We start from the raw sequence: 13,128 nt of genomic DNA, 5'->3' as shown, positions 1-13,128 counted from the left end.
TTACATCTCTTTTTTACTTACAGAGTCAGGAGTATTCACAGCGCTGTCTGATTCTTTTTCTACTGTAGTCTCACTTAACAGAAAGTTATTAAGTGAAAGCTCTAGGGCATCAAGCAATACGTCAATATCTTGTGATGTATGATTTGACGTAAGCGTTATGCGCAGCCTGTCTTGTTTTTTCGGTACAGTAGGCTGCCTGATAGCCGTTGCCCAAATGCCGCGCTGTTTTAGCCCATCACTTAGTGCAATTGCACGTTCTGGGCTACCAACGATAATAGGCTGAATCGCGCTTTGCGATTGCCCCAAAGTGATTTCAATCGGTGCTTTGTCTTTCTCGCTTGAATTGAGTGTCTGTCCAAAACGTTTTTGAAACAACTCTCTGAAATAGGCGATATTGGTATGTAGCGTTTCGCGGCGGGCAGTATCACTGGCGATATGAGTGAGGGAGTACAAAGTAGCCACCGCTTGTGCTGGCGGCATGGCAGTGGAATACACGTAGTGCTTCGAAAAATTCACCAGATAATCAATTAGGGTTTGGCTTCCCGCAATAAAGGCGCCGGCCGTGCCCACTGCTTTGCCAAATGTTCCCATAACAATAGGCGCTTGTTGCTGGTTTAAGTTTAGTGCTTCTGCTGTGCCGAAGCCGTTTTCACCCAATACACCCATACCATGTGCATCATCTAACATGAACCATGCATTATATTTAGCGGCCAGTTCGGCGATACCTTTGCAAGGCGCTACGTCACCGTCCATACTAAACACACCTTCGCTAGCAATCAGAATGTCTTGCTGGTTTACATCAGAATTACCAACCGCATCGGATAACTGGCTGTGACAAACGTTTGATAGCATGCTCTCTAAATGACTTAGATCGTTATGCTTGAAACGGCGAAGCTTAGCGCTGTCAGATACACACTGTGCCCCCTCTAGAAACGAAGCGTGCATGAGCTTGTCGGTAATAATATGACCAGCACTAGCGCTTTTATTAGGGCGAGACATGTGAGGAAAAAGTGCCATGCACAGTGCCTGATTGGCCGCAAAGCCAGAGTTAAACAACAGCGCAGCTTCTCGGTTTAAACCATCGGCAATGTAGGCTTCTAGCGCTAAATGAGCCTGTGTGTGCCCAGTTACCAAAGGCGATGCACCGCTGCCACCACCAAATTGCGCTAGTCCCTCAACCCAACTTTGCAATACACCCTCATGCTGGCGCATGCCTAAGTAGTCATTGCTTGAAAAGTTAAGATAGTGCTCACCGTTAATACAAATAATGCTGTCTTTTTCGTATTGTTGGCAGTGGCGCTGGCGCAGCAAACCTTGCTCGGCACGCGCGCTCAGCGAATCGTCTAACCAGTGAAAGGCCATTACGCCTCCGTTAAATGCTGTTTCTTTGGCGCTACCTTAGGCTTGGTTGCATCAATAAACAAGTCGTTACTGTCGTCGGCTTGTTCTTGTTGCTGGGCAATTTCTTCTTCTAACACTTGTTGATGTGCTTCGTCTGAGTAATCCCTTGTACGCTCAGTATTAATACCAAGCTTTTTGAACAACATTACGTCTTCATGGGTATCTGGGTTTGACGTGGTTAATAGCTTGCAGCCATAGAAAATGGAATTCGCGCCTGCCATAAAACAAAGGGCCTGCATTTGTTCATTCATGGCTTCACGGCCTGCCGACAAGCGCACATGTGACTTAGGCATCATGATACGAGCAACGGCAATAGTGCGGATAAACTCAAAATAGTCCAAGTCTTCTACACTATCGAGTGGCGTACCTTTTACTTTAACCAGCATGTTAATAGGTACACTTTGAGGCTGCTCAGGAAGGTTTGCTAATTGCACTAACATACTAGCGCGATCGCTCACCGTTTCTCCCATGCCAACAATTCCCCCAGAGCAAACATTCATACCTGCAGCACGCACGTTCTCTAACGTATTCAATCGGTCTTGGTAAGTACGGGTCGTGATAATGTCGCCGTAGTATTCCGGTGATGTATCAAGGTTGTGATTATAATAGTCAAGGCCCGCTTGCTTTAAGGCCACAGCTTGATCGCGGGTTAGCATACCCAGCGTCATGCAGGTTTCTAAGCCTAAGCTTTTCACCTCTTCAACCATTTTTAAAATGTAAGGCATGTCTCTGTCGCGTGGATTTCGCCAAGCAGCCCCCATACAAAAACGGGTTGAGCCCACTTGCTTTGCTTCTTTCGCACGCTGGATGACTTTTTCAATTTCCAGTAATCGTTCTTTTTCAAGGCCCGTATCATACCGAGCACTTTGCGGGCAGTACTTACAGTCTTCAGGGCAAGCACCGGTTTTAATCGACAAAAGCGTGCTGACCTGCACTTCATTCGGATTAAAATGCTGTCTATGCACCACTTGGGCATTAAACAGTAAATCGTTAAATGGCATGGCAAACAAAGCTTCGACTTCGGCTTTGCTCCAATCGTTTCGAATAGTTGTCGTTTGCGCAGAAGGCGCACTAGCCAGCGTCATTGACTGTCCTTTACTAATTATTATTGCTGGCTTAGTCTATGCCCCAATATCGAGTTGTCAACTCTGACCAATTCCAAACATTTACTAACGGTTATTTTGTGAACAATATTGAATTTGATAAACAACACATTTGGCACCCGTATACCTCGGCGGTAACCCCCCTTCCCTGCTATGAAGTAGTTAGTGCAAAAGGTGCTGAGCTTACCTTAGCCACCGGTGAAGTATTAGTCGACGGAATGTCGAGCTGGTGGGCAGCTATACATGGCTACAACCATCCTGTGCTCAACGATGCTGCGCACAAGCAAATTGACGAATTTTCTCACGTTATGTTTGGCGGTATTACCCACCAGCCGGCGGTAGATTTGTGTAAATCGTTACTTAACATGGTGCCGGCAGGTTTAGAGCGAGTATTTTTGGCTGACTCTGGCTCAGTGTCTGTTGAAGTAGCGATAAAGATGGCGATTCAATACTGGGCGTGTCAAGGGCGCTCAGAGAAGTCGCGCATTGTCGCGCCGCGCAATGGCTATCATGGCGACACCTTTGCCGCAATGAGCGTATGCGATCCAGTAAACGGTATGCACAGTTTGTTTGAAGGTGTATTAAGCAAACAAATTTTTGCGCCTGCCCCTCAAACTCGCTTTGGCCAAACGTTTAGCGAAGATGACATTCTTCCACTTGAAGAGATTTTTGAAAAGCATCACCACACCATGGCTGCCCTTATCCTAGAGCCTATTGTTCAAGGCGCAGGGGGAATGCGTTTTTATCACCCCGAATACTTAAAGCGCTGCCGACAGCTTTGCGATACCTACGACGTACTTTTAATTTGCGATGAAATTGCAACAGGCTTCGGTCGTACAGGTAAGCTCTTCGCTTGTGAACATGCGGGTATCTCGCCTGATATTTTGTGTTTAGGCAAGGCGATCACCGGTGGCTATATGACCCTTGCCGCTACTTTGTGTACCGAAGATGTCGCGCTAGGAGTTTGCCAAGGGGAGCCTGGCGTATTTATGCACGGTCCAACCTACATGGGGAACCCGCTAGCTTGCGCGGTGGCCAATGCTAGTCTGTCGCTAATTAACAAAAATCAATGGCAGCAACAAGTTCCTGCTATTGAGAAACAATTACAAGCCGAGTTGGCAAAATGTGCAGACTTGCCGCGAGTCGCTGACGTAAGGGTGTTAGGTGCTATAGGTGTAGTCGAGACGGTAAACCCCGTCAATGTTGCCGAAATTCAACGCCATTTTGTGAAACATGGCGTGTGGATACGGCCATTCGGGAAATTGGTATACATTATGCCTCCTTACATTATATCTTCCGAGCAGTTAAGTAAGCTAACCCACGCAATTTACACCGCATTGAAATAGTGTGTGAGATTGTTACGCTAACTATCTCCTTCTTGGGTGAAATATGAGTTTTGAACGACCAGTTGACGTCAGATGGCCCGAGGGTTGATGTTAGTTTTGCTATAGAGTGAACATTCAACTTTAAAGCGGGTCACTAATTAGATCATTAATGCAGAGTGTTTATAGCGAGATTTGAATGATAGTACGTGTTTTAGATAAAGTTGTATTTGCAGTTTTGTTTATCGTTACACTTCAAGTCCCCATCTTGGCGGATCATTATCGTCAATACCTCAATGGTTATTATGATGCACTGAGAGATGAAGTTTCTAGTTCGTCGGCGCTCGCTAAGCAGCATGGTTTTTCTTCGGTTGAAGCCATGCTTGAAAGCTTACAGAAAAACAGTGAGCGAGTTGTGCGAGAGAATGCCTCGATGAAAGCTACACGTTTCGCACAGATCACCACTTTAGAGCAAGGCATGAGGAAGCTAGAGCACGGTCATTACTTCGAAAAGCTTGTGTTTATGGCTTCGCCTTCTCAATATGGTACGCTGAAGCGCGTGTTAGATAATTTCAGCCCCTCTGTCCCACTAACGCCTTCGTCAATTGTGTTTAGCCTTGTTACCGCTATTTTGTTGAACCTGTTAATTTGGACGCCACACTTCTGCTACTGTCAGGTTAAGAAAATTAAAAATAAACCCAAGCGCTACGCTTATAAATAGTATGTTGTATACATATAGTCTCGAATTGTAGAGACTAAAGTTTAATAGTGACAAAACAAAACTCGTTATAATGTTTTTTAGGTGTTGCAATTTTTTGTCGTTGAACACCGACACGAAATTGTACGTGTAGAATAGGGAACATTATGATTAAGCGCTTTTGGGGTTTATTAGCTTACTGCGGAGTAATTGCAGTGAGTTGTGCTGAGCAGCTTAATGTAGGCGTATCCGTATCAACAAGCGCACAACGAGAAGCCTTCTATACCTTAGCGCACGATTTTGAGTTGCGTTACCCAACTGCCGAAGTGAAATTTACGGCCTTAAGCAGCGAAGAATATAAGCGCGCTTTTCCTAATATGCTGTTAGATGAGAAGCGCTTTGATGTTTTATACTGGCATGCTGGTCAACGCCTGTTTAATTTCATCGAAAAAGACTTAGTGTTACCCATCGATGATTTGTGGCTAGAAAGCAACTTAGACGCCGCGTTTGACAAAAACGTAATGCAAAACCTCAGTTACAATGGTCGCTACTTTGCAGTGCCCATTTCCTATTATCAAATCGGCTTTTATTATTCAAAAAACGTGTTCGAGCGCTTATCATTACCCGAGCCCACAACGTGGCGGGAGTTTATAAACGCTTGTGAAATTATAAAGGCGAATGGCCTACCTCCCATTTTCATTGGAACCAAAAGTAATTGGCCCGCCACGGCGTGGTTTGACTATTTAAATCTGCGATTGCACGGTCTTGATTTTCAAAAGAAGCTAACAAAAGGAGAGATAGCGTTTAGTGATGAACGTGTTAGATCCACCCTGAGTTTCTTGAATGATTTAAGAAAAAATGGATACTTCATCGAAGACCACGATACTTTGGAGTGGAGAGTAAGCCTACCTCTGTTATCAAGAGGCTTAGTGGGTATGTCGCTTATCGGAAATTATGTCACTCAAGAAATAAGGCCAGATATGCGCTCGCGCATCGGCTTTTTTCCTTTCCCTGAAATAAGCCAAACTATCCCTAAATATGAAGAAGCACCAACTGACGTGCTGATTATTCCCAAGCGCGCGGAGAACATTTCATTAGCCAGAAAGTTTTTAGCTTTTGCGGCAAGCCACTCAGTTCAAACCAAATTAAATGAAAAACTAGGTGTTATATCTCCACATAAATTAGCGCAGAAGCAAACGGCTCCACTTACTCAAGAGGCCTATATGGCGCTTTCTTCTGCTGATGGCTTTTCACAATTTTTCGATCGTGACGCTGACGAAGCGTTTGCCGCCGCCGTAATGCCTATTCTTGATGAGTTTATTGTAAATGGCGATATGCACAACACCATTACAGCGTTAGAGCAGGCTCGCAAAGAGACTTCACTATTCCCCTAGTACAAGGAACACGAACCTCGTATTCTCTCTTCTTTATCTCATGTAATTAATTAGAATCGTACCCTCATCGCCTTTTCAACTCAGCCTCAATTACCACTGCAATTCACGTATATAACAATTCCTACTCCCCCGCTTTTAGTCATAAATCTTCCAATACCCATCCTCAACTTTTTATTGAACGTGGCATCAATAATGCAGCATCTATAGTGAAGTTAAGTGAGAAAGATTCGTTTATTGTATTTTTTTAGAACAAGGGAAGCCAATAAGCCAAAACTATCAAACACTTAAGACAGAGTTATTGAACAGAGATACGACAATGCCTACAGATGCACAATTATTAATCGGGAAAGTGTTGCAAATAAAAGACAAAATTATTGCAAAACGCCATTGTATTCCAAGCGACTTAGAAGCGGAATGGAACACGCTAAATAGGCAAACTGCATGTTTTGAAAGTGAAGCGCTCTATAAGAGTGCAGTGAAAGGCCAAGAAATGAATAAGCATATTGATTATTCAGGTTCGGTGAAAGAGCTGTCTCAATTAGTAAAGCAGCTTAAAACATTAAATAAAAAGGTAAACGTTATACAAGTACACCATTAAGGCCTTAGGCATTGATTTATGCCCTAGGCCCTAACTCAAAACTTGTATTACTTTTTCTTTTTAAGGAGGACTAATGTTCTTACTTTACGCGTGCCATAACTCGCAAGCCTTAGAAAATCTTCGCGAGCGACCGGAATGTGTTGATACTCAACAGGCTGTCCCTCACTCGCATCTGGGTCGTGCAGATAGTAGCAGTGAGGATCGCAGCTAGTTACCGCTACCCAATGGGGTACTTTTTTCTTATCGAACGCGTATGTACTGATTAGACATAGTACTGCTCCACCAGCTTTTAGTGTTTGGTCGATTACGTCAGTCCGCCAGTCAGAAATTTCAACGGAAATGCCTTTTTTCCGTGCTTCTTCCATAAACTGAGATTCAACGTTTTCAACGATCGCTTTCTTATTAGCATCTCTAACGCCATCAACAAAAAGCGGGACGTCTTGGTTAATAACCACTTTCGCCGCATAACCTTCATTTACTGCAGCTAGTGCTAACCCCACCGGGTGACAGCCACCATGCCCTGACATCATGAATATCGTGGTAGCAGTACGCCACAATGATAGTTCTTTTTCCTGTGTCATTTCATAGCGATTGTTCAATGCACACATTGCCATCATTAATGCTGACGGACCGCAGGTAAAATCTGTTGTTTGTTGGTACCACGGGTAAATCTCTGGCTTAACCGACTTGCTCGGCACCAATACTTTCTGCATACGTAATGCGTCAGTGTGATCGTCGTAGTAATCGGTATACATACCGAACTGACTAAACCCTAACTTTTTATATAAAGCAATGGCGCCAGCATTACCTACTGCTACCTCCAGGCGCATAAATCGCTTTCCCCGCAGCAGCGCCCGCTCCCCCAAGCTATGTATAAGCTTTTCAGCAACGCCAAGCCCTCGCGCTTCGGGCAGCACCGCAATAGAATACAGTCTGGTAAGTTGTGTTCCGCGTCGCAGCAGTAACAGTCCGTAGCCTACTATGTTAATTGAACCCGGCTTATTATCGAGCTTCAAGCCTGAATTTAACGGCGCACGCTCGGCCACGATTAGCTCTGCGTGCTGGGCATCTATATAAAACTTGAAACGGCTCTTGCTTAGCCTGTCGGTTGTAAAGCAGGTTTGCTCAATATGCTGAAGCGAAGCAAGGTCGTGTAATGTCGCCACACGCAGCACTACTCTCGACTGCGTTGAAGGCGCATTGGCGCCTTTGGCCGACTTAGTATTCGACGCGCCTTCTGCTAAGCCATATGCACGATTTGCGCTTTCATGTGGACTTGCATTATTCACTTCAATGACTCGCTCAGCCGATGTGATCATCGCCCTCTTTGCTCCAACCTGTCAGCAAATTCCTGCATAATCAGTTCGTACAGTTCTTTGCCTAAATATTTATCTTCGACGCCCGAGTCGATACTTGGGTTGTCGTTCACTTCAATAACATAAACCGCGTTACCGGTTTGCTTAATATCTACACCGTACAAGCCATCACCCACTGCTCTAGCGGCCTTGATAGCGGCTTGTAGCACCGGCTTAGGTACTTCAAACGTTGGCATTGTGGCAAACCCACCCGAAGAGAATCGATCGCCCTGGTGGTTGTATATCTGCCAGTGGTTGCGCACCATAAAGTACTGACAAGCGTAGATCGGTTTGCCACCTAACACACCGATTCGCCAGTCGAACTCAGTGAAGATATACTCCTGAACCAAAACAAGCGCCGATTCAGTTAGCATTTGTTCTAACCGCGTTTTTAACGCCTCTTTATTTTCAGCTTTGTGCACACCGCGAGAAAACGAGCTTTCTGGCAGCTTTAAAACTAGTGGCAAACCAAAATCGGCAATGAGTTTTTCGCATACTTCATCGGATGCACTCGATACAAAGGTCGCTTTTGGCGCAGGTACTTTTTGGTATGCAAACGCATCTTGCAAGTACACCTTGTTACAGCAGCGCAAAATTGACTGCGTGTCGTCCATTACCACAATACCTTCGCGCTCTGCGGCTCGGGCTAAACGATAGGTATGGTGGTCAATTGCTGTCGTTTCACGAATAAACAGTGCGTCATAGTGACCTAGCTCTTCTTGCGACAAGCGACTGACCACATTAGCTCGAAAACCTACTTTTTCAGCCGCTTTTACAAAGTTTTTAATGGCTCGCTCATCACTGGGAGGCGTACTTTCTTCTGGGTTAACCAAAATCGCCATATCCCAGCGCGTGCGCTTGCTCGTTTTACTCGCTTTCCATTGTATTTTTGTCTGTTTCTCAAGTTGCTCAATAAAGCGTGATTGTTGCGCTGCATCTAAGTCTTTAAACGCTTTAGCTTGCAACGTTGCAAAACCTTCAATTTGTACTTTATTCGTAGCTTTGGGCAATTCGTTGGTATCGGTAACCATGAGGCTTAGTACCAATACCGGATACGAATATTTTTCAAACGCTTGGCGGGCCAAGCGCTTAAAGCGCTGATCTTTCACTTCACCGAAAAGTACTAATAAAGGCTCATCGGTAATTTCCGTATTATCGTGAGATACCGACAAGGAAAAAGCGATGCGATCGATACTTTTCTCTTCAGCCATACGCAAATCATTGATGGTATTTACTGAAGGCAACACAGAATGGTTACGAGCCTGAGCCAACAGCGAACAGTAATAGCCCTCGCTTAAATATCGCGTGGTATCGCAAATATTAATAACCCGGGTTTTGGGTTCGTTTAGCTTTGGGAACTCAGCAAGGTATTCTTGAAAAGTAAGTACAGTTAATGAAGAGTTACGAAAAGGGATAACATCGTCAGTAACAATCAAGGTTTTGTGCATTAATGTCGCTTCTAAAAGATGGTAGGTAAGTTAAAACGTAAACTGCGGTGCTCAAATAGCATACACAGTTATTTAGTCGCGAAGTTTACGCCTAACTTCAAATTTGCATAGCACAATCTGCACGGCTTTTTTTCATCGAAATGACAATAAAAACTGATGTACAATTAAATCTATTGATACAGCTTTAGTTTATTAATTTTGTCTATAAATAGAGATAGACAGAACGACACAAACGGTTTGAGGAGTAAGTATGTTATTAGCCAGTGTGGCTATTTTGATCGGGTTACCCGTACTGCTTTGGAGTGCAGGAAAGTTTGTAGGTGGTGCCGCATCAGTCGCTAATCACTATGGTGTATCGCCCCTCCTAATAGGTATGCTTATTATTGGGTTTGGTACGTCCGCTCCTGAAATTATCGTTTCTATTTTCGCCGCGTACCAGGGTAACTCGGGCATTGCGTTAGGTAACGCCTACGGCTCGAATATCGCCAACATTTTGTTAATTTTAGGTTTGACCGCCGTCATTAGCCCTATTGCGGTTAGATCGGAAATTATCAAAAAAGAATTGCCCGTATTACTGGGCATCACCTTTTTTGCTGTGTGGCAGGTATGGGACTTGACGGTTTCCAAAGATGACGCGTTTTCTTTGCTGGGGCTATTTGTACTGTTGATTTCATGGAGTATCTATCACGCAATGAAAGGCGATAAAGACGCCCTTGCCGATGAATACGATGAGGAAATCAATAGTAACGAGGGCACCGTTAAAACCCACGTTATGTGGTTAATTGCAGGTTTACTGTTACTTGTTGCAAGCTCTCGGATGCTGGTTTGGGGCGCGGTTGAATACGCCACCTTCTTTGGTGTAAGCGATACGATAATCGGCCTTACCGTTATCGCTATTGGTACATCACTACCTGAACTCGCGTCGTCATTAATGGCAGTTAAAAAAGGCGAGCATGATTTAGCAATTGGCAATGTTATTGGCTCTAATATGTTTAATACCCTAGCCGTTGTGGGTATTGCAGGGACGATACAGCCTATGACAGTAGGGGCTGAGTTCTTATACCGTGACGCTATGGTTATGTTTGCCTCTACCGTCGCACTCTTTATTTTCTGTATTGGTATTAAACGTCAAGGTCGCCTTAATCGCTTAGAAGGTGGGGCATTTGTGCTTGCTTATGCTGCTTATACCTATTGGCTAATTCAGGCAGCGTTTATATAAGTAGGTGCGACTTTTAAAGTATAAGCAAAATTTGAAGGTAACAACTAAAAGCTTGGCTGTTCTACTGACGTAAGTGCCAAGCTTTTTTTGTTTTTCCCGCCGTTACATCGGTTTCTAGTTTTATTACTGTCCGTTGCTATAAACCCAACGTAGTAGCAAGGGTAATTAAACTAATTGCCGCTATAGCAAACAAAATAATAAGGTTTACGCCGAAAGAGTCTGTGCGTCGACGGTTTCGTCTTGCACGCATGACAATACTAACAAGGCTTACTATTAAGCATACCTGCAGCATAATAGTCATGGCAGACAAATGACTTTCAGACCAAGACGAGTCCCCTTCTATTCCCCAATACTGCTGAACCCCACTAATGAAGTCGGGCCTAGCGTAGTGAAACAATATAAGTACCACCACCATTCCCACCCAGCCGAACACATTGAGGCCAAGCATTACCTTATAAAATGGTGTTTTTGAGCGCGGTGTCGAACGCCGTTCAGCTAGTTGCTCATAAGTCATAGAGCGCCTGTCAATATCGCCTGTTGCAGAAGATTGTGACGCACGTTGCGATTCCCCCTCCGTTTGCTGTGGGCTATGTACCGACGTGCCTGAATCATTTTTATTTCCCATTTGTCACTCTGTTCTCTGGCATCCCGCTTTATGTTGGGTATACTAGCGTGCTATTGGATTGTATTTCATTGGTTATTTTTACACCGCCGAAGCAAATTCCGTTCGGTGTATCTCGTTATTTATACTTTTTTCTATAATTCGTGATACTTAAATGACAGATAGAAGTTAACCACAGCTTCAAATTGCATTTTACCGACATTAAAGACTTATCGGCACAACAATCCAAAACATTGACCATAAAGCAAATTTTAGTGCAATTTTTCATACATAGTTTATTGCACTGGGTTGATACACTCGATGCGTATTCGAGCAACAACATAAGATCAGTAAGACGGAGAAATTAACATGACGCATGCGCCCGTAGTTGACGTACTTAAAGGTAAGTACGCCGTTGGCGAATCGGTAACCGTTAAGGGTTGGGTAAGAACACGCCGCGACTCTAAAGCGGGGTTATCATTTATTGCACTACACGATGGTAGTTGCTTCGATCCTGTACAAGTTATTGCGCTAAATTCTCTGTCAAATTACGCCGATATCCAGCGCCTTACTGCTGGTTGTTCATTGTCGGTAACCGGTACAGTGAAAGAATCGCAAGGCCAAGGGCAATCACTAGAAATTGATGCTACCGAGGTAGAAATCGTAGGTTTGGTTGAAAACCCTGATACCTACCCAATGGCGGCAAAGCGCCATAGTATTGAATACCTTCGTGAATACGCACACCTGCGCCCACGTACCAATGTTATTGGTGCGGTTACTCGTGTACGTAACTGTTTGTCTCAGGCTATACACCGTTTCTTCCACGAAAAGGGTTACTATTGGATTTCTACGCCAATCCTAACGGCTAGCGATACAGAAGGTGCAGGTGAAATGTTCCGCGTATCAACCCTTGATATGATGAACCTTCCGCTAGACGACAAAGGTAATGTTGACTATTCAGAAGATTTCTTCGGAAAAGAAACCTACCTTACGGTATCAGGTCAGCTTAACGTTGAAACTTACTGTACAGCTATGTCTAAGGTGTACACCTTCGGCCCTACGTTCCGTGCAGAGAACTCAAACACATCTCGCCACCTTGCCGAGTTTTGGATGATTGAGCCTGAAGTGGCGTTTGCTGAATTGAAAGACGTTGCACAGCTTGCTGAAGACATGCTGAAGTATGTGTGTAAAGCGGTGCTAGAAGAGCTACCTGATGATATGGCATTCTTCGCTCAGCGCATTAAGAAAGATGCGGTTGAGCGTTTAGAGAAGCTAGTTAGCTCTGACTTTGTTCGCATGGACTACACTGACGCTATCGAAATTCTGCAAAACTGTGGCAAAGAGTTCGAGTTCCCTGTTGAATGGGGTATCGATTTGTCTTCTGAACATGAGCGTTACCTTGCCGAAGAGCACGTTGGTGCGCCAATTATCATGCAGAACTACCCGAAAGATATTAAAGCCTTCTACATGCGCATTAACGACGACGGCAAAACCGTTGCAGCAATGGACGTACTAGCGCCTGGCATCGGTGAAATTATCGGTGGCTCTCAGCGTGAAGAACGATTAGATGTTTTCGATGCTCGTCTTGAAGAAATGGGACTATCGAAAGAAGACTACGCATGGTATCGCGACCTACGCCGCTACGGCACTGTACCTCACTCAGGTTTCGGTCTAGGTTTCGAACGTCTTGTTGCATACGTAACCGGCATGCAAAACGTACGTGACGTTATCCCATTCCCACGTACACCGGGTAACGCTAGCTTCTAGGCAGTGTTGCTGTACTAATGAAATGAAAGCTCGCTACAGTATGCTGTCGCGAGCTTTTTTATGTCACAATATCAGTTAATTGATAGCGACACCTTCGATTTATAAATTAACTATAAATCTGAATCGACCAGACTTCTCTAGACAGTTAATTGCTTTATAATTTTGTGTGATGGGTACAGGTGCGTTGTCTCATTGTTATCACTAAATTTAGGAATACAATGTT

The 13,128-nt window shown here is 44.4% G+C and carries 11 protein-coding genes; 6 read left to right on the top strand and 5 right to left on the bottom strand.

Annotation, left to right across the window (positions count from 1 at the left end; genetic code table 11):
* Complete coding sequence (locus ACXAER_RS15180) at positions 1–1,362, bottom strand: aminotransferase class I/II-fold pyridoxal phosphate-dependent enzyme (protein ID WP_474830726.1); 1,362 nt, start codon at positions 1,360–1,362, stop codon at positions 1–3.
* On the bottom strand, positions 1,362–2,486 hold the full coding sequence (gene bioB / locus ACXAER_RS15175) for a biotin synthase BioB (protein ID WP_474830725.1): 1,125 nt from the start codon (positions 2,484–2,486) through the stop codon (positions 1,362–1,364). The genes ACXAER_RS15180 and bioB overlap by 1 nt, the downstream gene beginning before the upstream one ends.
* Positions 2,487–2,584: 98 nt before the next feature.
* Here bioB and bioA point away from each other — a divergent pair, with 98 nt between their 5' ends.
* The 4 genes from bioA (at position 2,585) to ACXAER_RS15155 (ending at position 6,515) form a co-directional block, all read left to right on the top strand.
* Positions 2,585–3,850 carry an adenosylmethionine--8-amino-7-oxononanoate transaminase gene (bioA, locus tag ACXAER_RS15170; protein WP_474831276.1) on the top strand — a complete coding sequence of 422 codons (1,266 nt, stop codon included), beginning with the start codon at positions 2,585–2,587 and terminating at the stop codon, positions 3,848–3,850.
* A gap of 175 nt (positions 3,851–4,025) precedes the next feature.
* Positions 4,026–4,547 carry a DUF2937 family protein gene (locus ACXAER_RS15165; RefSeq protein WP_474830723.1) on the top strand — a complete coding sequence of 174 codons (522 nt, stop codon included), beginning with the start codon at positions 4,026–4,028 and terminating at the stop codon, positions 4,545–4,547.
* 143 nt (positions 4,548–4,690) lie between these two features.
* Positions 4,691–5,917, top strand: coding sequence for an ABC transporter substrate-binding protein (locus ACXAER_RS15160; RefSeq protein ID WP_474830721.1), 1,227 nt, complete (start codon positions 4,691–4,693; stop codon positions 5,915–5,917).
* 316 nt (positions 5,918–6,233) lie between these two features.
* Positions 6,234–6,515: a hypothetical protein gene (locus tag ACXAER_RS15155; protein WP_474830719.1), complete on the top strand. Its 282-nt coding sequence runs from the start codon at positions 6,234–6,236 to the stop codon at positions 6,513–6,515.
* Positions 6,516–6,562: 47 nt separating this feature from the next.
* Here the strand turns inward: ACXAER_RS15155 and ACXAER_RS15150 are convergent, their stop codons facing one another.
* Positions 6,563–7,834 (bottom strand): GNAT family N-acetyltransferase/peptidase C39 family protein, encoded by a 1,272-nt coding sequence (locus ACXAER_RS15150; RefSeq protein ID WP_474830717.1) that lies wholly within the window; start codon positions 7,832–7,834, stop codon positions 6,563–6,565.
* Complete coding sequence (locus tag ACXAER_RS15145) at positions 7,831–9,318, bottom strand: RimK family protein (RefSeq protein WP_474830715.1); 1,488 nt, start codon at positions 9,316–9,318, stop codon at positions 7,831–7,833. The genes ACXAER_RS15150 and ACXAER_RS15145 overlap by 4 nt, the downstream gene beginning before the upstream one ends.
* 250 nt (positions 9,319–9,568) lie before the next feature.
* On the opposite strand from ACXAER_RS15145, the gene ACXAER_RS15140 reads away from it, so the two are divergent.
* A complete protein-coding gene (locus ACXAER_RS15140) occupies positions 9,569–10,537 on the top strand; it encodes a calcium/sodium antiporter (protein ID WP_474830713.1) in 969 nt (322 codons plus the stop codon).
* A 136-nt stretch (positions 10,538–10,673) separates the two neighbouring features.
* On the opposite strand, the gene ACXAER_RS15135 is transcribed toward ACXAER_RS15140, so the two are convergent.
* Complete coding sequence (locus tag ACXAER_RS15135; RefSeq protein WP_474809298.1) at positions 10,674–11,051, bottom strand: hypothetical protein; 378 nt, start codon at positions 11,049–11,051, stop codon at positions 10,674–10,676.
* Between the two features lie 456 nt (positions 11,052–11,507).
* Between ACXAER_RS15135 and asnS the strand changes: the two genes are divergently transcribed.
* Entirely contained in the window at positions 11,508–12,905 is a 1,398-nt protein-coding gene (asnS, locus tag ACXAER_RS15130) for an asparagine--tRNA ligase (RefSeq protein ID WP_474807805.1), read from the top strand.
* Positions 12,906–13,128 lie beyond the last annotated feature (223 nt).

The sequence above is a fragment of the Alteromonas sp. AWJ4_199 genome, assembly GCF_056159165.1.
Note: the sequence above shows the minus strand (reverse complement) of the source record. Positions and strands in the feature narration are given on the sequence as shown.